This is a genomic window from Brachybacterium sp. GCM10030252 (assembly GCF_042666535.1).
Classification (GTDB): Bacteria; Actinomycetota; Actinomycetes; order Actinomycetales; family Dermabacteraceae; genus Brachybacterium.
The window spans coordinates 105,903-125,706 of sequence record NZ_JBHTDM010000009.1; the positions used below are offsets into that span (position 1 = coordinate 105,903).

The following is a 19,804-nucleotide window of genomic DNA, read 5'->3' on the forward strand; positions in this document are numbered from 1 at the left end:
CAGTGGCTCCCGGGTCGCGGTCCACCGGCTCCCGGGTCGCGATCCACGGACGCCGCTGATCCCCGCTACATCGACTCCTGCCACGCCTGGTACAGCGCCGCGAACCGGCCGCCGGCACGCACCAGATCCTGCGGGGAGCCGTCCTCGACCACCTCGCCGCCGTGGACCACGAGCACCCGATCCGCGATCATCACCGTGGTCAGGCGGTGGGCGATGATCAGCGAGGTGCGCTGGCCCAGCAGGCGCGTCAGGCCTTCCTGGACCATGCGCTCGGAGGGGATGTCCAGCGAGCTGGTGGCCTCGTCGAGGATCAGCACCCGCGGGTCGGCGAGGAAGGCGCGGGCGAAGGAGATCAGCTGCCGCTGACCGGCCGAGACGCGCCCGCCGCGCTTGTTCACGTCGGTGTCGTACCCGTAGGGCAGGGACTCGATGAAGGAGTCGGCGCCGATCGCCTTCGCGGCCCTCTCGATCTCCTCGCGGCTCGCGCCCGGCTTGCCGAGCGCGATGTTGTCCGCGACGGTACCGGAGAACAGGTAGGCCTCCTGGGTGACCATGACGATGTTGCGCGTGAGGTCCTTCATCGAGATGTTCCGCAGGTCCACGCCGTCGAGCTTCACGCTGCCCTCGGTCGCGTCGTAGAAGCGCGAGATGAGCTTGGCGACGGTGGACTTGCCGGCACCGGTCTGGCCCACCAGCGCGACCGTCTGCCCGGCGGGGATGTGCAGGTCCATCGGCTTCAGCACAGTCGGGCCGTCCGCGGTGTAGCGGAAGGAGACGTCCTCGAAGTCGATCTGGCCGCTCGAGCTCGGCATCGGGGTGGGGTCCTGGGGCTCCTTGACGGTGGGCTGGACGGCCAGCAGGTTCGCGATCTTCTCGAGCGCGGCCACCGCGGACTGGAAGGCGTTGTAGAAGTTCGCGATCTCGTCGACCGGCTGGAAGAAGCGGCGCGAGTAGAGCACGAGCGCCACCAGCACGCCCACCTGCAGATCGCCGTTCATGACGCGGAACCCGCCCACGACCAGCACGGCCGCGATGGTCACGTTGGCCAGGAAGCGCAGCGTCGGCTGGTAGATGCCGAAGACGTTGACCGAGCGCAGCGAGGCGTCGCGGTAGTCCTGGGCGAGGTCGTCGAACTCCTGCTGATTGCGCTCCTCCTTCCGGAAGGCCTTGACCGCGCGGATGCCGGCCATGGCCTCCACGAAGTGGACGATCAGACGGGCGGAGTGCGAACGGATCGCCCGGTACTCGATCCGCGAGCGCCGCTGGAACCACTTCGTGAGCATCACGCAGGGGACCAGCATGAGCAGCATGACGATGCCCGTCTGCCAGTCCATGACCACGATCAGCACGATCGTGAACACCATGGACAGCGAAGCGCCCACCATCACGTTCACGCCCGAGTCCAGCAGCTCGCGCAGCGCCTCCATGTCGGAGGTCTGCCGGGAGACGATCCGGCCCGAGGTGTAGGACTCGTGGAACTCGAGGTCCTGGCGCTGGGTGAAGCGGAAGACGCGGCGGCGCAGCGAGAGCAGCATCTTCTGGCCGACCACGACGGACTGGCGCACGTACCCGTAGGTGAGCACGCCGCCGACGATCGCGGCGCCGAGGTGCATCGCCGCGGCCTGGAACGCCGGGATGCTGTTGCCCTCCATCAGCGCCGGCAGCGCGTTGTCGATGCCCCAGGCGATGATCGCGGGCCCGGCCACCACGGCGAGCTGGGCGATGATGACCATCAGAGCCATCAGGGCGAACTGGCCCTTCACGGGGGCGATCAGCTCGCCCAGCAGCTTGAAGGACCTCTGCCTCGAGAGCTTGTTCTCCTCGGGGGAGAGGACTCGCTGTTCGTCGTCGTTCTGGTCCTGCAGGGTCGCGGTGCTCATCGCTCCTCCTCCCGGTCGCTCTGGTCCTGGTCGGAACGGCCGGCGGCGGGGATCCCCGCCGTGACGGTCACGGCATCGGCATCGGCATCGGCATCGGCGTCGGCGTCGGCATCGGCGCCGGTGCGGACCTGGCCCTCGTCCTGCCCCGCGCGGAGGTCAGGTGGCGCCTCGCCGTCACCGTCGGACCCGTGCTCCACGTCGGCGGAGCCCTGGAGGCCTCGCAGGTCGAGCTCCCCGGTGAGGGTCTCGATGTCCTGGTCGCGGCGCACCTCCTCCTCCTGGTTGGCGATCACCCAGCGGTAGCGGGGAGAGCTCGCCATCAGTTCGGTGTGCGTGCCCACGGCGACCACCCGGCCACGATCGAGCAGGGAGACGCGGTCGGCGAGGGCCACGGTGGAGGTGCGATGGGCGACGATCAGCGTGGTCGTGCCCTCGAGCACCTCGCGCAGGCGGCCGGTGACGTTCTCCTCGGTCTTGGTATCCAGTGCCGAGAGCGGATCGTCCAGCAGCAGCACGGCCGGGCGGGCTGCGATCGCACGGGCGAGAGCCAGACGCTGGCGCTGGCCGCCGGAGAGGCTCATGCCCTCCTCCCCGATACGGGTGTCGACCCCGTCGGGCAGCTCGAAGGCGAAGTCGGCGTCGGCCGTGGACAGGGCGAGCTCGAGCAGCTTCTCGGACTCCTCTTCGCTCAGCGACCGATCCGCACCCAGCAGGACGTTCTCCCGCACCGACCCGGAGAACAGGGTGGCGTCCTCGAAGGCGAAGGCGGTCAGGGTGCGCAGGTCCACGAGATCCATGTCCCGGGTCTCGACCCCGTCGATCGAGATGGTGCCGGCGGTGACGTCGTACAGCCGCGGGACGAGCTGCAGCAGCGTGGACTTGCCGCTGCCGGTCACCCCGACCAGCGCCATGGTCTCGCCCGGGTCGATCTGCAGGTCCACGCCGTCCAGCACGTCGGGGACATGGCCGGGGGCGTCCTCGTAGCGGAAGTGGACACCGCGCAGCTCCACGGCGCCGCGGGCCGCCGCGTGGTCGATGGGCGTGGGGTTCTCCGGTGAGGTGATGCTGTTGAACTGATCCATCACCTCGTAGTGGCGATCCAGGGCGGTGGTGGCGCTGACGGCCTGCCCGAAGAGCATGCCGAGCATGCGCACCGGGCCCACCACCAGGGTCGCGGTCGCGAAGTAGGAGGCCAGCTGACCGGTGGAGATCGAGCCGTTCGCGGTCAGGTACAGCCCCACCAGGAGAGAGACACCGAGCGCGAGCTCGGGGAGCATGAACATGAACATGTCGAAGCGCGCGATGGCCGTCGCCTTGCGCACCTCGGTCTGGCGCAGTTCCTCCGCCTGCTCGGTGAAGCCTTCGAGGGCCGACGGCCCGCGCCCGAACGCCTTGAGCACACGGATGCCCTGGACGGACTGCTCGATGGTGGTGGCCAGGTCGCCGTTCTGATCCTGGGACAGCCGCGAGAGGATCGAGAAGTTCCGGTGGAAGCGATAGGCGATGATCGAGACCGGCACGGCGGCGAGGAAGAAGATCAGCGCGAGGATCGCCGAGGAGCGCCACAGCAGCGCCATCCCCACGATCACCGTGACGGAGCTGGCCACGGCCATGATCATGCCGAAGGCGATCCACCGGCGGATGATGTTGATGTCGGTGAGCATGCGCGAGAGCAGCTGACCGGAGCCCCACCCGTCGTGGAAGGAGACCGGCAGGTTCTGGACCTTGCGGTAGAAGTCCACGCGGATCTGCTTCTCGACAGTGGTCGAGGGGGCGACGGCGAAGGTGCGACGCAGCCAGAGGAGGCCGGCTTCGAGCACACCGAGACCGAGCACGATGGCACCGCCGGTCAGGATGGTGGCGGCGACGGCGTCGTTCTCGAGGCGGTTGACGATGTGCTCGAGGACCTGGGGGATCATCAGCGCGACGATCGAGGCGGCGAGGGCGCTGAGCAGGCCGAGATAGAGGCGGAAGCGAATCGGACGGACCGTCTGCCAGAGGCGGCTCATGGTGCCGAACATGGGGAAAGGAGTCCTCAGAGGGGGAGCGGGGGTCCCGGCGGTCGGGACCGGAGTATTAGCCTAGTCAACTATCGCCGCATTAGATAGTCGTTAAGCGCATTCCGTTCTGGCGGGCCCCGCGTCGCCACTGGTGAGGGCGTGCTGATTCGCGGCCGTCCGGTGCCGTGCGGGCGCGCCGCTTCGCTGGACGTGCCGCGTCGCCCGAGGCGTCGCTCGCCGGACGCGTTGCTCAGTTCGGCGCGCTGCTCGGTGGACGTGCCGCTATGGAGGGTCTGCGATTCGTGCGGCGCTCGTGCGCCGGGTCGAACTGCTCAGGCGTCCGGGTCCGCCGGGGTCCACTCCCCGTAGGCCGCGTCGGACAGCAGGGCGGCGGCGCCGGCGGCGACGCCGGTCACGGTGAGGACGGCGGGCCAGGCTCCGACCTTCTTCGCGAGCGGGTGGGAGAGTCCGAAGCCGAGCACGTAGGTCGCCCCGAGCACGGCAGTGGTCGCGGGGCCGCGACGGGCCAGCCACGTCCGGCCCGCATAGAGCCCGGCCGCGGCGAGGACGACGCCGCCGAGGGGGCGGATCCCCGTCTCCCGGGCGGTGAGCCAGCCGCCGATCAGTCCGGTGGCGACGACCGGGGCCGTCGAGACCTCGCCGGCGGGCTTGAGGGTCATGCCTGTGCGCTTCCCGGTGCTCATGGCATGAGTCTACGTCCGGGTCGACGGACCGTCGATCGCGGTATCTCGCCTCTCAGCGGACCACGGCGATGCCGTGCGCGGGCACGACCCCGGGCGCGGGCGGGCCGACGGCGTCGAGCATGTCGGCACCGCTGACGACCTCCAGCACCTCGCCCTGGACGGGTCGGTCCGCGTCGCCCAGATTCACGACGAGGGTGAGCTGCTGAGCCGCGGCGCCACCACCGGCGGCCGAGTCCTGCGCGCCCCCACCGCCTGGGCGCGGGGACAGCGTGATCTCGGCGAAGGTGTCCTCGAGGCTCTCGCGGCGCACGGTGACCTCCGCGTCGGCCAGCCACGGCTCGCGACGGCGCAGCGAGAACAGCCGCTGATGGACCTCGAGGATCCGCGGGACGGCCTCGCGGCTGAGCACGCTGAGGTGAGGTGAGGTCGCCGCGGACTCCGTGGGCGCGGAGGCGCCGACGCTGCCGGCAGCGCCCGCGATCTCGGCCGGATCGTCGGGGAACGCGGGGCGCACTGCGTCGTCCCCGCCGGCGCGGTCCTCCTTGATGCCGGTGGCGCCGAACTCATCGCCCGCGTACACGGCGGGGATCCCCGGCAGCAGCGCCAGCAGCGCGTAGGCCACGGCGAGATCCCGGCCGTCGGCGACCTGGGAGGCGATGCGGGTGGTGTCGTGATTGCCGACGAAGATCAGCGGATGCTCGTCCCCGTCGGCCGCCAGGAAGTCCCGGTGGCGACCGAGGGCATGCTCGAGCTCGAAGAGGTTGTGCTCGCGCAGACTCGACCAGATCGCCTTCCACAGCTCGTACTGGGTGATCGAGTGCGCCCCGGAGGCGGCGGCGATCGCCGGGTAGTCACCGTGGATGACCTCGCCGAGGATCCAGGCGTCGGGATGGGCCGCGCGGACCCGCTCGAGGATCGGAGCCCAGGCCTCGGCGCCCGCGGCGTACATGGCGTCCAGTCGCCACCCGTCGGCCCCGCGCTCGAGCCACAGCCCCATCACCCGGACGATCGCGTCCTGGACCGCGGGATCGGTGAGGTTCAGCTCGACCAGGTCGGCGTTGCCCTCGAAGCCGTAGGGCTGGTCCCCGGCCCAGCGGATGCGGTCGCCCTCCGGCGTGCCGGGGCCGGCGGCGATCGCGCGCCGCGCCTCGGGGTGCAGGTGGGAGACGTGGTTGAACACCCCGTCCAGCACCACGCGGATCCCGCGTTCGCGGCAGGCGGCGACCAGGGCGTCGAAATCCATCTCATCACCCAGGCGCGGGTCGAGCCGTCGATGATCGAGGGTGTCGTACCCGTGGGAGACGGAGTCGAAGATCGGGTTCAGCAGCAGCACGTTCGCGCCGAGGCCGACGAGATGGTCGAGCCATCCCTGCAGCCGGCGCAGGCGGTGGACGACGTTCTCTCCCTCGGCCCCGGCGTAGGACTCGCCGACCAGGTCCTCGCGGTGCAGGGGCGCTCCGCAGAACCCCAGCGGATAGACCTGCCAGCAGATCGCGTCGCGGATCCAGGCGGGCTCGGACGGGGCGGGCGTGTTCATGCCGCCATCGTAGGCGGGGCCTTCCCGGCGCACCCAGCCCGGCCCGGTGTTCAATGGGGTCTCGAGGCGGGCCGACGCGCCCCCACCGTCAACATCCCCGGGAGGGAGCACCGATGATCCGGCTGCGCACCGACTTCTTCGCCGAGTCCCTCGGTATGGGCACCTCGATGGTGGTGCTGATGCCGCAGTCCGCCGCAGGAATCGGCATGGAAGTGGCGGACCGCCGACCTGCAGGCGGCGCAGCGGCGCCGGTGCTGTACCTGCTGCACGGTCTCAGCGACGACTGCACCGTGTGGGAGCGCCGCACCGCGATCGAGCGCTACGCCGCGGACAAGGGCATCGCCGTGGTGATGCCCGAGGTGCGCCGCTCGTTCTACGTCGACGAAGCGGTGGGGGAGCAGTACTGGACCTTCGTCTCCGAGGAGCTGCCGGAGCTGGTCGCGCGGACATTCCGCGTCTCCACCGCCCGCGAGGACACCTTCGTGGCGGGGCTGTCGATGGGCGGATTCGGTGCGTTCAAGCTGGCGCTGAACCATCCGGACCATTTCGCGGCGGCCGCGAGCCTCTCCGGGGCGCTGGATCCGGCGTCGCTGTCACTCCACGGGAATCGTGGGAACCTCGCCGAGCGGGTCTGGGCCGGCCGCGATCTCGCCGGCACCGATGACGATCTGCTCGGGCTGCTCGCGGCCGCGGACGCGCAGCAGCTGCCGGCGCTGTTCCTGGACTGCGGCACCGAGGACGAGCTGGTCGGGCAGAACCGGCGTTTCATCGCCACGGCGGAGCGGCACGGCGTCGGCCTGACCTCGCGTCTTCGCCCCGGTGCGCACGCCTGGGAGTTCTGGGACCAGGGGATCCAGGACGTGCTGGACTGGTTGCCGATCCGGGGCTGAGCCTCACCCCGCGTAGAGCGCGACCGCGACCACGGCGAGATAGACGATCACCTCACCGGCGAGGTTGAGCCGGCTCGGGGGCCGCAGATTCTTGGCCTGCCGCGCAGTCGGCTCTGCGGGAGGCGAGCTGACGAGCGCGCGCCGGCAGGCGACGATCACGCCGGCGATCGTGACCAGCGAGAGCAGCCACGGACCCCACCACATCGACGCCGGCGGGATGCCTGCGAGCCCGAGGATGCCGATGATGCTGGCGGCACTGAGCGTCCGCAGGAAGATGCGAACCGGATGCTCGTATCGGATCCACAGCTGGACGATGGAGATGACCAGCAGCGCGAGGACCGCGACGCCGGCGATGAGGGGAAGGGAGGCCAGCACGGTGTTCACAGTTCGACCTCCCCGGTCAGGACGGCCACGGCGACGTCATCGAGCGACCGCGCGGTGTCGGTTAGGAGCACGATGCCGCGGCCCGTGGACGGGTCCCACCCGGTGAACGCCGCGAAACCCCCGGTCATGCCGTTGTGCCAGGTCATCAGCTGCCCTGTGCCCACGTCCTCGTGGAACCAGTTCATCGAGGTCTCACTGGACTGACTCTCGGTGAACAGGACCTCGGTGGCGGCCGACGCGCCCGGCGCGGTCCCCTCGATCATGCCGGTCAGGTAGAGCGCGAGATCCTCGGCGGTCGAGCGGATGCCGCCTGCCGGGGCGACACCGTGCATGGTCCATGCCGCGTTGGGAAGCCCGGCACTGGTGTGGCCGCGCGTGGCCGTATCCCGCAGGCCTTCCGGGGTGATCGGAGCGTAGGTCGAGGCCAGCGAGAGCGGTTGGAGGATCCTGTCTCCGAGCAGCGTGGCGTAGTCGGTGCCTGCGGCGCGTGCGAGCAGCTGGCCCTGCAGGGCGACGCCGAGGTTGGAGTACGCATAGGAGCCGCGGCCGTTCGGCGTGATGCCCAGCGCGTCGGCGATCACCTCATCGCCGTCTCGCGCGGGGTAGGGATCCTGGCGCAGGAGCGTGCCGGTGAACCTGCCGGTCCACCAGCTCGGGGCGAGCGACGGGATGCCGGAGGTGTGGGTGGCGAGCTCGGCGAGCGTGACATCGGCGATCGCGCTGCCCTCGGCCTCGTCCCCGAGCACGTCGGCGACCGTGCTCTGCACCGTGACCTCCCCACGTTCGACGGCTGAGGCCAGCAGCGCACCGGTGAACGTCTTGGTCACCGAGCCGACCTCGAACTCGTCGGTCGCTTCGGCCCCGAAGCCCCCGAAGCGGGTGGTGCCGCTGCCGTCGAGATAGGCGATCGCGACGCGGCGATGGCCACTCAGGTGGGGCTGCAGGGCGGCGGTCACCTGCTCGTCACCGGTCGGATCCCCGAGGCGGGCAGGGCGCGGACCGGACAGCGCGGTGATGGCGAGGACGCCGGCCACAGCCGGGATGCCGGCTGCGAGCACCGTGCGCCGCGAGAAGGACGTGCCCGTCCGGGAGGGCGCGTCGGGATCGGAACCGGAAGCGATGTCGGTGCCGATGTCGGCATCGGGGTCGGCCTCGGTGCGGTCGGGATGCTGGTCGGTCATGGTCAGCCCTTCTCAGCAGCGGCGACGATGGTCAGCAACGGGACCACCCGTGAGGCGGGGATCGTCCAGGTGCCGCGTCGGGGAGAGGTCGCCCATCCGGCGTTCTGCAGCGCGGACAGATGGTGGTACGCGACGCCGGTCGAGCCGAGCTCCAGCTCGTCGACGATCTGGGCGACGGTGCGTTCGCCGTCGATCAGCCGGCGCAGGATCGCCAGCCGCAGCGGATGGCCCAGCGCGGCCACGGTATCTGCGTGCTCGGCCCAGTCCGTCTCGAGCAGGAACTCCGTCGGCCGTCCCCATTGGTACTCGAGATGACCGAGGCCGACGTCGACCGTCCCCGTGTAGACGACCGCTCCCGGCGACTCGACCTGCGCCTTCAGGGCGTTCAGCGCCCACCACGGGCTGCCCGCGGGCTCCGGCGTCGAGGTCGCCTGGTCCGATGGCTGCGCGACGGCCGAGCGCGTGTCCGCGACCGGGGCCGGGCGCGTCGAGGAGTGTGCCCGGTCCTTCTCGAGCTCCGCGACCCGCTGCTCGAGGCGTCTTAGGCGAGCGGTGATCTCGCCGGTGCTGCCCTCGTCATCCATCGCTCAGGTCCCCCTCGACGTCGGGGCCTCGCACGGTCGCGTCAGATCACCGTCGGACCGCGGTCGTGCCGGGTCGTTGCCGTGCTGGATCTCGGACGTGCGGAAGCCAATTCCTACGCAATTACGGAATAACAGAGTAGCAGCGGGGTGCGTGCTGTGCACAGGGGCGGGAGAGGCGTACGAGCCGGCATGCTCGGGTCGACCGCGAATGCGGCACGATGAGGGGTGCACCGCCGGGCCGGTGGACCTCACCGGCCCGCGCCCCTCGAGCCTTCGGGAGAGTCTTATGGCCGTCTTCGCCGTGCAGTACACCTACACCGACGATGCCGAGAAGGTGCAGGCCGTGCGGCCGGAGCACCGCGAGTACCTGCAGGAGCTGCACGCCGCGGGGACGCTGCTGCTGGCCGGACCGCTCGGCGGGACCCCGGGCGGTCTGCTGATCGTGCGCGCCGGCTCCGAGGAGGAGGCACTGGCCGCGGTGGACGGCGATCCGTTCGTCCGCGACGGTGTGGTCATCGACCGCAGCGCGCGCGAGTGGACCGTCTCGATCGGGGAGCTCCCCGGCGCCTGAGCGTCTGAAGCGTCAGGGCGCCGTCACGCCCCTGTCGCTCCCGCGTCGAGCTCGCCGTCGTCCTCGCCGGCAGCTCGACGTCGTCCTGCGGCCTGCATGTCCAGCAGGTCGCCGACGGTCGCGGTGGCTTTGACGTCCTGGCCGACGATCACCAGGGGAAGGGCGTCCTCGCCGCCGTGCTCGTCCAGCAGGGCGCGGGCCTCCGGGTCACGGTAGGCGTTGACCCAGAGCACGTCCTCGCGGGGTGTGCGGATCGCCGTCTGCATGCGGGCCGACAGCGGGTTGCCGGGGGCCCACAGGATGACGGAGACGTCGTCGGCGCGCCGCTGCAGCGCCGTGGCCAGCGGAGTGTGCGGGCCCGATCGCAGCGGGGAGGTCCAGAACGCCATGAACAGGGCGAACAGCGCGAGGGCGATGGCGGCGATGAGCTGGTCGGCGACGACCAGGGCGGCGGCGACCGCGAGACCTCCCACGGCCAGCAGCCCCGGTCGCAGCCAGGCTCGCGCCGGGGGCCGGCCTGCTCGGCGATCTCGGCGTGCGGAGGTGTCGCGGCTGGTCATGGCACCAGAGTACGCAGGGACTTTCGGGATGGACTGAACGTCGGGTGGCGGTTCAGATCAGCGCTGCGGTGCTGGAGCGCTTGTTGGTCTCGGCGACCAGGGCGTCGCGCACGGCGCTGACGGCCGGGATCGACTGGGCACCGCGACGGTTGATCAGGCCGATCATCCGCGTATCCAGATCCGGCAGTGCCCGCACCACCACGTCCTGCGTCGGGGCCGCCTCCAGTGCCGTCTCCGGCATCAGGGCGACCCCGCCACCGTGCATGATCAGCCGTTGGACCACGGTCGAGTCGTCGCTGGAGTGGCGCACCTTCGGCACGAATCCTGCCCGACGGGCGCTGGAGAGCATGTTCGCCCGGCACCGCTCGCAGCCGGCGATCCACGGGTCCTCGGAGAGGTCGGCCAGGGTCAGGTCGGGGTCCTCGGCGCGCGGGTGGTCGCGGGGGAGGACGGCCATCACGCGGTCCTCCATCAGCGGGGTCCACTCCAGGGTACCCTCGGCATCGATGTCGCTGCAGGGGTAGCGGAACACCAGGGCCAGGTCGAGGTCGCCCTCGCGCAGCGCGGCGACGGCGTCGGGGGGCTCGAGCTCGTCGAAGGTGACGTCCAGATCCGGCGCGGTCTCCTGGAGGTGTGCCAGCACCGGCGGCAGCAGCACCGCGGCGGCCGACGGGAAGGTCCCGAACTTCACCGTGCCGCGACGCAGCGCGGTGATGTCGGCGAGCTCCTCCTCCGCGGCGTGCAGCTGGGCCGCGATCGCCTCGGCGTGTGCGGACAGACGTCGGCCCGCCTCCGTGGGCGTGATCCCGGAGGAGGAGCGCAGCAGCAGCTGGGTGCCGACCTCCTTCTCCAGGGCGGCGAGGTGCTGGGAGACCGCGGGCTGGGTCCATCCCAGCTCACGGGCGCCGGCGCCGATCGAGCCGTTGCGCACCACGGTGCGGAAGATGAGCAGCCGTCGAGGGTCCATGCTTCCATGGTAGGCACTCGTCGCAAGCAGTGCTTATGACTTTGTGTGATGTGCGCGGGCGGTGCTCGCGCACGCGGTCGTGAGAAGAGATGCCGTGAGAACAGACGACCGGAGAAAGATTGTGTGCAACTAGGTTGCGCGCAATGCAAAACCGAGGCAGGATGGCCTCATGGCGACGACGGACGAGATGGTGTGCTTCTCCCTCTACGCGGCCTCGCGCGCCACGACCCAGGCGTACCGCGCGCTGCTCGAGCCCTGGGGCCTCACCTACGGCCAGTACCTCGTGCTGGTGGTGCTGTGGAGCGACGGGGACCAGAGCGTCTCGGACCTGGGGGAGGCCCTTCAGCTCGACTCCGGCACCCTGTCGCCGATGCTTCGGCGGATGGAGGCGGCCGGGCTGCTCGAGCGGCGCCGCACCGCGCCGGATGAGCGCGTGGTCACTGTCGTGCTCACCGAGCGTGGCCGCCACCTGCGAGGCAAGCTCGCCCACGTGCCCGGCTGCATCGCCGACGGCAGCGGTCTCGCCGGCCCCGAGGAGGCCCGAGATCTGATCTCGACCCTGCAGCAGCTCACGCGCAGCATGCGCGCGCTCACCGCCCCCGATTCTCCCGGCGAACCCGCCGGGGCCACCCGCCGGCCCGGCTCGGCGACAGCGAAGGAGACATCATGAAGGCTCTCTACACCGCAGAGGCTCTCTCGACCGGCACGGGCCGTGACGGCCACGTCCGCACGCCCGAGGGCACGGTCGATCTCGACATGGCGACTCCCACCGAGATGGGCGGTTCGGGCAACGGGGCCAACCCCGAGCAGCTGTTCGCCGCCGGCTACGCCGCCTGCTTCCACTCGGCCCTGAACCTGGTGGCGGGCAAGGCCAAGGCCGACGTCAGCGACTCCACCGTCGGCGGCCGCGTCCAGATCGGCCCGGACGACAAGGGCGGATTCCAGCTCGCCGTCCAGCTCGAGGTCGTCATCCCGAACCTTCCCCACGACCAGGCGCAGGAGCTCGCCGACGCCGCCCACCAGGTGTGCCCATACTCCAACGCCACCCGCGGGAACATCGAGGTCACGGTCACCGTCTCGGACGACTGAGCGGCGCTCGTCGTCGTCCATCGCCTCGTGGTGCGAGGAATCCTCGTGGTGCGAGGAATCCGCGTCGTCCGGAGCCGCCACACAGGACAATGAGCGCGGGCGCCCGGAACCGCACGGGTCGAAGAGAAGGTGGGTGGATCGTGGCCGGCTCGCACCACGACCCGGGGCCCTCGGTGCTCGAGGCCCGGTACGGGACCGCTCGACCGCGGCGCATGAGCGCGTGGATCATCGCCGTCGCGACGCTGCTCGGGGCGGGCTCCTCGGTCCTGCTCGAACTCGGCCTGGGCGCGACGTGCGGCGTGCTCGTGTGGGCCGGTGCCCTGATGCTCGCTGATCGCCGTCTCGCTCGCGCCCGGATCTTCCTCCCGGCGGCAGCGGTCGCCTATGCGGCAGCGCTGATGTGGCCGTTGCTGCCGGCGATCGTCTCCAGCCCTGAGTCCGTGCTGTCGGTGTTCACGTGGGTCTATGCGCTGGCGTACTCGTGGGTCAACGGGCTGCTGCTGGGCGCGGCCACGCTCGTCGTCATCCTCCTCTGGTTCGTCCGGCACGGTCGCCTTCGGTGAACCGGGCCGGGGGGGGGAGGGGAGTTCTCCCCATCGCGGGTCGGGCGGATCCGACATACCGTTCATGACGTCCACAACAGCGCCGGCGCACGACGAGAGCTCGAGGCCCGGCACGACCTCATGGAGGAACCCGTGACCCGCTCGATCTTCACCCGCAGCGCCGCCGCCGGCGCGCTCGCCCTGTTCGCCCTGTCCGCCTGCGGCGGCTCTCCCGAGGAGGCTGCCGAGGGGGACGCCCCCGCCGTCGAGGAGGAGGCTCCCGCGGCGGAGGTCGACGCCTCCGACGGCGGCGGCGAGGCCGACGAGAGCGAGCCCGAGGAGGACGAGGCCGACGAGAGCGAGGCCGAGGAGGACGAGTCCGACGAGGACACCGGCTCCGCCCCGGCCGGCGAGTCCGTCGAGGTGCCGATCGACGAGACCTTCACCGATGAGGAGACCGGAGACGAGATCACCGTCATCTCCGCCATGCGCGACATGCCCTCCGAGCACGACTCGATCTACATCGAGGAGGGCGGCGAGGTCCTCTACCTGCAGATCGAGGTGACGCCCGGCGAGGAGTTCGGTGGCGTCGTCTCCATGCGCGACTTCTTCATCCAGTACGGGGACGAGGAGCAGAACGCGAAGAGCTCGTTGGGCGAGGAGATCTCCGAGGCCGGCTATACCGAGTTCGAGAGGGCCCCGCGCCGCGATGGTGCCACGGAGCCGGCGTGGATCGGCTTCACGGTCGAGGGTGAGCGCCAGGAGTCCTACACCGCCGCATACGTGCGACCGGAGACGGAGATCCTCGGCGAGGACGAGACCATCCCGGAGTTCCGCCACGAGTTCGAGATCCCCGCGCCCTGAGCCGGTCTCATCCGCTCGTCGGGCGCGGGATGCTCACGCCGATCTCCACGGTGCCGGCCTCCCGGTCCTGGGCGGCAGCCACGCTGCCGCCCAGGTGCTCGGCCAGCACCTGCACGATCGATAGGCCCAGCCCGCTGGTGCGCCCGGAGCGGGAGCGGTCCGCCGTGTAGAAGCGTTCGAACAACCGCGCGGCATCGATCTCGGTGCCGGGCGGGACGCCGTTGCGAACGCGGATCTCGAGGCCATCACCAGCGCCGAGCACCTGGACCTGGACCTGGAGCAGCTCCCGGCCGTGCTGAACAGCGTTGCGGACGAGGTTCTGCACGATCCGGGTCAGCTTCTCCCGATCGGTCTCGACCACCAGAGCAGCCGGCGGATCGTAGTCGACCTCCATGCCCGCGCCCTCGATCTCGGCCGTCATCCCCAGCAGGCACTCGGCGACCAGGACGCCGACGTCGACGGGTTCGAGCTCGAGCGCCGGCTCCGCATCGAGCAGGTACGCGTACTCGTAGAGCCGGTCGACGAGCGTGCCCAGCTCCGCGGTCTGCCGCTGGGCCACGGCCAGCTGCGCCCGCTGCTCCTCGTCGAGGGTGCTGCGCTCCAGCAGCTGAAGGTAGCCGCGCACCGTGGTGAGCGGAGTGCGCAGGTCGTGGGAGATGTCCGCGATGAACGAGCGGATCCTGCGCTCCTCGACGCGGGTGCGGGTCGAGGCGGCCTGCGCCTGGCGCACTGTCTCGTTGACCTGGGCAGCCAGTGACTCCAGCTGCGGCACCACCAGGGAGAGCGTCACGGAGCTGTGCGCACCCTCGCCCCGCTGCCGCTCCAGCTGCCGGCGCACCGCGCGGATCTGCCGCAGCACGATCACCAGGTATGCGGCGGTGAGAAACCACAGCACACCGAGGATCACGGCGAGGGCAATCACGGCACTCCCGGGCGGTGAGGCTGGCTGGACAGGACGTCGCTGGGGCGGGCGCCAGCTTATGCGCACCGTGACGGCGCCCGGGGGAGTAACGGTGGCCCGTGCGCAAGCCCCCGGCCACCCGGTTGCCTCGGGGTCGCGGGCGCGCGGCCCCGTATGCACTCACTTCACGTCGGCCCTCCGGAAGATCAGCCAGGTCACCGCGCCCATCAGGGCGATGAACACGATCGAGACCGCCACCGCGGCGAGCATCTCTGCGCCGCTGGAATCCGGTCCCGGCGAGTGCTCGGCGGAGAACGGCGTGAGCCGCACCAGGGCGTCCAGCCCGTCGACGTCGGCCGCGGTGGACGCCAGCAGATCCGCGACGAAGGACCACACGAATCCCGCCGCCATCACCACCAGTGGACGCTGCAACCAGATCGCCAGCGGCAGGCACACCGCGAGCTTCGCGGCCGTGAGGATCGCGCTGGTCAGCGTGACGGCGATGACGCTCGAGAGGGCCTCTGAGGTGAGCTCGCCGCTCTCGGTCAGCGCCAGCGAGAACGCCGTCGGGATGGCCGGAGCGAATTCCGCCCCGGTGGCTCGGCCGACGAGGACGGCCAGGCCGTAGGGGAGAGACAGCGAGGCCACCAGCAACGCCGCGATGACGGTCTTGGAGGCGACGAACGCTCCGCGCCCGGAGGCCAGTAGGGCGTTGTGCACGGACTTCGTCTCGAACGGCTGGGAGATGGTGATCCCGTACAGCAGCGGGCCGAGCAGAGAGATCAGCAGGATGTCGCTGAGTCCCTGCACGCCGTTGGCGGAGGCCGCTCCCAGGTCGCCGACGGCGAGCTGATGCTGCAGCCACGTGTAGAGGGCGGCGGCGATGGCGGCTGCCACCAGGCACAGGGCCGCGGTCGGGCTGTGGCGTAGGACGTAGAGGTCCGCGCGCAGCTGATTTGTCATGACCGGTCTCCTCCGATGACGGACAGGAAGAAGGATTCGAGGCTCTCGCCCTCGCGGGCGAGCCGGGTGGGCCACACATCGGCCGACACCAGCGTGCGAAGCACCTGCTCCGCCTGCTCGGCGTGGTGGGGCAGGCGCACCGTGCGATCGGGCATCACGCGCGGATCGGCTTCCGGGAACTCGCGCTCGAGCACCGTGACCAGGCGTTCGGTGTCCTCCGCGGCGAGTTCCAGGTACTGCTGGGTCTGCGCCTCGAGCTCGTCGAGGGTGAGAGTCATCCGCACCTCGCCGGCCTCGACGATGATGTAGTCGCTCGCGGTCTGGAACAGCTCGGGCAGGTTGTGGCTGGAGATCAGCACGGTGATCCCGCGCTCGGTGGCCAGATCGCGCACGAGACGTCGCACCTCGACGACTCCGAGGGGATCCAGCCCGTTGACCGGCTCGTCCAGCACCAGCAGCTCCGGATCGGCGATCAGGGCGAGAGCGATCCCCAGGCGCTGCCGCATGCCGAGCGAGAAATCTTTGACCCTCTTGCGGCCGGTCTCGCCGAGGCCGACGAGTTCGAGCAGCTCGCCTTCGCGGTTACCGCCGGGGACGCCGCGCATCAGGCGGTGCAGGTGCATGTTCTGCCGCGCCGTCATGCCGCCGTGGAGGCTGGGGGCCTCGATGAGGGTGCCGATCCGCGCGAGGTCCTCCTGCTGCGGGGTGTCCTGGCCCGAGCCGAACAGCTCGATGGCTCCGCTGGTGGGGACGCCGAGCCCGGAGATCAGGCGCATCAGCGTGGTCTTGCCGGCGCCGTTGCGGCCGATCAGCCCGTAGATCCGGCCCCGCTGCAGTCGCAGGGTCATCGACTGCACCGCGGCATGGCTGCCGTAGCGCTTGGTGAGATCCCGGGTGACCAGGACGTCCTCACTCATGGATGCTCCTCTCGCTCGATGCCTCGACGGTACGGAGCATGTGTCGGGCGGACGTCAGGTTCCGGCCCGCAAAGGTCAGGAATCCGTGAAGATCCCTCGCTCAGGGCCCAGGCAGCGCTCGCAGCCGGTACCCGAGGCCCCAGACCGTCTCGATCGGGTCCAGTTCCGGGGCGGTCTCGCGCAGCTTCGTGCGCAGGTTGGAGACGTGGGTCTTCACGGCGGCGTCGTCGCCGACGAACGGCTCCTCCCAGACGCCCTCGTAGATCCGGGGCCGGGAGAAGACCTGGCCGGGCTGCTCCATCAGCAGCTGAAGGATCCGCAGCTCGGTAGCGGTCAGGGTGACGTCGGCGCCGTCGAGGGTGACACGCGCGGTGGCCGGATCGAGAGCGAGCGGGCCGTGGGTGAGGACGCTGGGGGTCTCGGCCGCTGGGGCGGTCCGGCGCAGCAGCACCTCGATGCGGGCGGTGAGCTCGGTGAGATCGAACGGTTTGGTGACGTAGTCGTCCGCTCCGAGCCGCAGCATGTCCACCTTGGTGAACACGGCGTCCTTCGCCGAGAGCACCAGCACCGGCAGATCGCCGGCGCGACGGATCTCTGCCAGCAGCACCGAGCCGTCGACGTGGGGGAGCATCAGGTCGAGGACGACCAGATCGGGTGCGGGTGGGGGTGCGGGGGCTGGTGCGGCTGCGCTCGCCGGGAGCCCTCCCGTCGACGGTCCGGTCAGCCCCAATGCCCTGCGAGCGGCGAGACCGTCGCGGACGCCGCTGACCTCGTGACCTTCTGCGCTGAGCGTCTCGACCAGCAGGGCATGGACGTCCGGGGAGTCCTCGACGACGAGGATGCGGGCCATGGTCGTCCTCCGATGAGCGTGGATGAGAGGGATGGGCGCCGGCCGTCAGCCTATTTCCCCCTCTGACCCGACGCCTATGGCCGGCCGGATCCGCGACCTGGTGGGTATTCGGCGCCGATTCCCACCAGGTCACGGATCTGGCGAAACCGTGCCTCGCCGTGCGGCGCTCGACGGGGCGGTGTCGGCGGGTGCCGGTGGCCTCAGCCACCGAGTTCGAGCACGCGGATGGCGAGCTGGACCCGGTTGGTGACCTGCAGCTTGTGATACAGCCTGCCCAGGTGGGTCTTGACGGTCGCGACGCTCATGAACAGCTGCTCGCCGATCTCCGGGTTCGCGAGGCCCTGGGCGACCAGCCGGGCCACGTCCCATTCGCGCTCGGTGATGCCGTCGGGCGGGGGCGCTGCCGCGGAGGTGTCGGGCGGTGACGCGGCCGCGGAGGTGTCGGGCGGGGGCGCGGCCCCGGAGGTGGCGCCCTCCGGCGAGCCGTCGGCGCCGGGAGCCGCGGGAGGTGCGGCGCCGCCGAGCCCGTCCCGCCCCGACTGATCCGCCTCGTCCCCCGCCCTCGAGCCGCTGCCCTCGTGCGAGGCCAGGCGCACCAGGCGCGAGAGCACGTCGGGGGAGAAGCGGGGACGGTCCTCGGCCGCCTCGAGCACCGCCTGGACCACGTCCTCCGGCGGGGAGTCCTTGAGCAGGAAGGAGACGGCCCCGGCCCGCAGCGCCTGCAGCAGGAACTCGTCGGTGTCGAACGCGGTCAGCATCACCACCCGGGCCGGGGAATCCTCCGCGCGCAGGACGCGCAGGGCCTCGAGCCCGGTCATGCGGGGCATGCGGATGTCCATCAGCACCACGTCCGGCTCCAGGGCGCGCGCCTGGTCCAGGGCGGCCTGCCCGTCGGCCGCTTCCCCGATCACCTCGATGCCGTGGGCGCCGTCGATCATCAGGCGCAGCCCCGTGCGCATCAGGGCCTCGTCGTCCACCAGCAGCACCCGCACGGGCTCGCCGCCGCTGCCGATCCTGCCGCCGCCCTCGCCATCCGCGTCGCTCACCATGGCATCCATGCTTCCACCTCGAAGGTGTCCTGGCCGCGGCGGTGGCAGGAGTCCCCGCCCAGCAGCCGCGCCCGCTCCTGCACGCCGATGAGACCGTGGCCGGTGGAGACGGGGGCCGGGTCACCGGCGGTCGGAAGCGGATTGGAGGCGGTGAGCAGCACCCGATCATCGGCCGCGGCGAGCGTGATGCGCAGCGGCATCCCCGGGGCGTGCTTGGCCGCGTTCGTGGTGACCTCGGCCAGGATCCGGGCGAGGGTGACCACCAGGCTGCGCTCGCGCTCGGCCAGCTCGTCCGGCCTGATGCCTTTCCAGGTCAGCTCCACATCCTGGCCCTGTTCGCGGCAGCGCTCGATGATGTCGCTCAGCGTCGGCGCCGAGGCCAGCGGAGCATCGCCCTCGGTGGTGCGCAGGGTCATCAGCACCGTGCGCAGCTCCCGGTTGGCCTGCTGCGCCGCATCCCGCACGGTCCGCGCGGTGCGCCGCAGCTCCTCGGGCGGGAGATCCTCGCGGTAGGACATCGCGCCGGCGTGCATGGCGATCGCCGCCAGGTGATGGGAGATGCTGTCGTGCATGTCGCGGGCGAGGGCGCCGCGTTCCTCGGCCCGCACCCGGGCGGCGTCGGCGTCGCGCTCACGCATCAGCGCCGCGGCCTCGCGCTCCGCAGCGGCCCGCGCGCGCTCGGCGGTCTCCCGCTCGCGATCGGCGGAGGCGGCCCGCTCCCGCAACGACGCCACCAGTTCATGACGGGTGCCGACGACGCGACCCGCCAGCAGCGGCACCATCGCGGCCATGGCCATCACTGCCAGCGTGATCAGGATGAACACGTCCTCGCGCTCGCCCCGGATCGCGGCGTCCGCCAGCATCGACGCGGTGGAGGCCGCGACGACCAGCACGACCGCGGCGATGTCCAGCGGTGGCCTGCGCCGCAGCCCCACCCGGTACAGGGCGATCCCCGCCGCGGGCAGCGACCACACGCTGAGCCCAGCTGCCGTGGCGATGACCAGGTGGATCACGCTGTGGGCGCGCCCGGGGCGCAGGAAGCGCAGCGGTCCGATCGAGATCGTCATGGCGGAGCCGATCAGAAAATCTATGCCGGTCAGCGCCAGCAGTCCGCCGGGAGGGTCACCGCCGAATTCCTCCAGCGTGATCCCGAAGACGATGAGGAAGAGCAGCAGCCCCAGCAGGACGCTGCCGAGGGACTGCGCGAGCGCGATGGCCCATTCGCGCATGCTCCGCGCCGGGGGCGTCGGCGCGGCGTGGGGCATGGCGGCGGTCATGGACACAGCGTAGGGAGCCGAATGCGGCCGACGGATCGACCGCGCGGCCGATACCGCTCACGCCCCCTCAGCCATGCGACGGAGAGGCAGCCCG

Annotated in this window: 21 protein-coding genes; 6 read left to right on the plus strand and 15 right to left on the minus strand. The window is 71.0% G+C overall.

From position 1 onward, the window contains the following. Positions 1–65 precede the first annotated feature (65 nt). The 4 genes from ACFQRJ_RS09130 to ACFQRJ_RS09145 all read right to left on the minus strand — a co-directional run bounded on the left by ACFQRJ_RS09130 (position 66) and on the right by ACFQRJ_RS09145 (position 6,121). On the minus strand, positions 66–1,880 hold the full coding sequence (locus ACFQRJ_RS09130) for an ABC transporter ATP-binding protein (protein ID WP_377018702.1): 1,815 nt from the start codon (positions 1,878–1,880) through the stop codon (positions 66–68). Then, positions 1,877–3,901: an ABC transporter ATP-binding protein gene (locus ACFQRJ_RS09135; RefSeq protein WP_377018703.1), complete on the minus strand. Its 2,025-nt coding sequence runs from the start codon at positions 3,899–3,901 to the stop codon at positions 1,877–1,879. Before ACFQRJ_RS09135 ends, ACFQRJ_RS09130 begins: the two co-directional genes overlap by 4 nt. Before the next feature lie 311 nt (positions 3,902–4,212). Further along, complete coding sequence (locus ACFQRJ_RS09140; protein WP_377018705.1) at positions 4,213–4,584, minus strand: hypothetical protein; 372 nt, start codon at positions 4,582–4,584, stop codon at positions 4,213–4,215. Positions 4,585–4,636: 52 nt separating this feature from the next. Beyond that, positions 4,637–6,121, minus strand: coding sequence for an alpha-amylase family glycosyl hydrolase (locus tag ACFQRJ_RS09145; RefSeq protein WP_377018707.1), 1,485 nt, complete (start codon positions 6,119–6,121; stop codon positions 4,637–4,639). 113 nt (positions 6,122–6,234) lie between these two features. Here ACFQRJ_RS09145 and ACFQRJ_RS09150 point away from each other — a divergent pair, with 113 nt between their 5' ends. Beyond that, positions 6,235–7,011 carry an alpha/beta hydrolase gene (locus ACFQRJ_RS09150; protein ID WP_377018708.1) on the plus strand — a complete coding sequence of 259 codons (777 nt, stop codon included), beginning with the start codon at positions 6,235–6,237 and terminating at the stop codon, positions 7,009–7,011. 3 nt (positions 7,012–7,014) lie between these two features. Here ACFQRJ_RS09150 and ACFQRJ_RS09155 read toward each other — a convergent pair whose 3' ends face one another. The 3 genes from ACFQRJ_RS09155 to ACFQRJ_RS09165 are packed head-to-tail and all read right to left on the minus strand — an operon-like array spanning position 7,015 to position 9,160. Further along, complete coding sequence (locus ACFQRJ_RS09155) at positions 7,015–7,395, minus strand: hypothetical protein (protein ID WP_377018709.1); 381 nt, start codon at positions 7,393–7,395, stop codon at positions 7,015–7,017. Then, on the minus strand, positions 7,392–8,576 hold the full coding sequence (locus ACFQRJ_RS09160) for a serine hydrolase domain-containing protein (RefSeq protein ID WP_377018710.1): 1,185 nt from the start codon (positions 8,574–8,576) through the stop codon (positions 7,392–7,394). The genes ACFQRJ_RS09155 and ACFQRJ_RS09160 overlap by 4 nt, the downstream gene beginning before the upstream one ends. Positions 8,577–8,578: 2 nt before the next feature. Beyond that, the gene (locus ACFQRJ_RS09165; RefSeq protein WP_377018712.1) at positions 8,579–9,160 is read right to left on the minus strand and encodes an ArsR/SmtB family transcription factor; all 582 of its coding nucleotides are present in this window, start codon (positions 9,158–9,160) and stop codon (positions 8,579–8,581) included. Between the two features lie 286 nt (positions 9,161–9,446). Here ACFQRJ_RS09165 and ACFQRJ_RS09170 point away from each other — a divergent pair, with 286 nt between their 5' ends. Continuing rightward, positions 9,447–9,731, plus strand: coding sequence for a YciI family protein (locus ACFQRJ_RS09170; RefSeq protein ID WP_377018714.1), 285 nt, complete (start codon positions 9,447–9,449; stop codon positions 9,729–9,731). Positions 9,732–9,754: 23 nt separating this feature from the next. Here the strand turns inward: ACFQRJ_RS09170 and ACFQRJ_RS09175 are convergent, their stop codons facing one another. Further along, a complete protein-coding gene (locus ACFQRJ_RS09175; protein ID WP_377018716.1) occupies positions 9,755–10,291 on the minus strand; it encodes a hypothetical protein in 537 nt (178 codons plus the stop codon). 52 nt (positions 10,292–10,343) lie between these two features. Next, complete coding sequence (locus ACFQRJ_RS09180) at positions 10,344–11,258, minus strand: LysR family transcriptional regulator (protein WP_377018717.1); 915 nt, start codon at positions 11,256–11,258, stop codon at positions 10,344–10,346. Between the two features lie 169 nt (positions 11,259–11,427). On the opposite strand from ACFQRJ_RS09180, the gene ACFQRJ_RS09185 reads away from it, so the two are divergent. The 4 genes from ACFQRJ_RS09185 (at position 11,428) to ACFQRJ_RS09200 (ending at position 13,753) form a co-directional block, all read left to right on the plus strand. Continuing rightward, a complete protein-coding gene (locus ACFQRJ_RS09185; protein WP_377018718.1) occupies positions 11,428–11,928 on the plus strand; it encodes a MarR family winged helix-turn-helix transcriptional regulator in 501 nt (166 codons plus the stop codon). Continuing rightward, complete coding sequence (locus tag ACFQRJ_RS09190; protein ID WP_377018720.1) at positions 11,925–12,347, plus strand: organic hydroperoxide resistance protein; 423 nt, start codon at positions 11,925–11,927, stop codon at positions 12,345–12,347. Before ACFQRJ_RS09185 ends, ACFQRJ_RS09190 begins: the two co-directional genes overlap by 4 nt. 140 nt (positions 12,348–12,487) lie before the next feature. Then, complete coding sequence (locus tag ACFQRJ_RS09195) at positions 12,488–12,910, plus strand: hypothetical protein (RefSeq protein WP_377018721.1); 423 nt, start codon at positions 12,488–12,490, stop codon at positions 12,908–12,910. A 132-nt stretch (positions 12,911–13,042) separates the two neighbouring features. Then, positions 13,043–13,753: a hypothetical protein gene (locus tag ACFQRJ_RS09200; RefSeq protein WP_377018722.1), complete on the plus strand. Its 711-nt coding sequence runs from the start codon at positions 13,043–13,045 to the stop codon at positions 13,751–13,753. A 7-nt stretch (positions 13,754–13,760) separates the two neighbouring features. Here ACFQRJ_RS09200 and ACFQRJ_RS09205 read toward each other — a convergent pair whose 3' ends face one another. From ACFQRJ_RS09205 to ACFQRJ_RS09230, 6 genes are all read right to left on the minus strand, one after another. After that, positions 13,761–14,675 (minus strand): sensor histidine kinase, encoded by a 915-nt coding sequence (locus ACFQRJ_RS09205; RefSeq protein ID WP_377018723.1) that lies wholly within the window; start codon positions 14,673–14,675, stop codon positions 13,761–13,763. A 159-nt stretch (positions 14,676–14,834) separates the two neighbouring features. Then, complete coding sequence (locus ACFQRJ_RS09210) at positions 14,835–15,617, minus strand: hypothetical protein (protein WP_377018724.1); 783 nt, start codon at positions 15,615–15,617, stop codon at positions 14,835–14,837. Further along, the gene (locus tag ACFQRJ_RS09215) at positions 15,614–16,534 is read right to left on the minus strand and encodes an ABC transporter ATP-binding protein (RefSeq protein ID WP_377018725.1); all 921 of its coding nucleotides are present in this window, start codon (positions 16,532–16,534) and stop codon (positions 15,614–15,616) included. The genes ACFQRJ_RS09210 and ACFQRJ_RS09215 overlap by 4 nt, the downstream gene beginning before the upstream one ends. 100 nt (positions 16,535–16,634) lie before the next feature. Continuing rightward, positions 16,635–17,384, minus strand: a complete 750-nt coding sequence (locus tag ACFQRJ_RS09220; protein ID WP_377018726.1) for a response regulator transcription factor — start codon at positions 17,382–17,384, stop codon at positions 16,635–16,637. Between the two features lie 200 nt (positions 17,385–17,584). Then, the gene (locus ACFQRJ_RS09225; RefSeq protein WP_377019001.1) at positions 17,585–18,433 is read right to left on the minus strand and encodes a response regulator; all 849 of its coding nucleotides are present in this window, start codon (positions 18,431–18,433) and stop codon (positions 17,585–17,587) included. Further along, positions 18,427–19,710 carry a sensor histidine kinase gene (locus ACFQRJ_RS09230; RefSeq protein ID WP_377018727.1) on the minus strand — a complete coding sequence of 428 codons (1,284 nt, stop codon included), beginning with the start codon at positions 19,708–19,710 and terminating at the stop codon, positions 18,427–18,429. The genes ACFQRJ_RS09225 and ACFQRJ_RS09230 overlap by 7 nt, the downstream gene beginning before the upstream one ends. Positions 19,711–19,804: the final 94 nt, after the last annotated feature.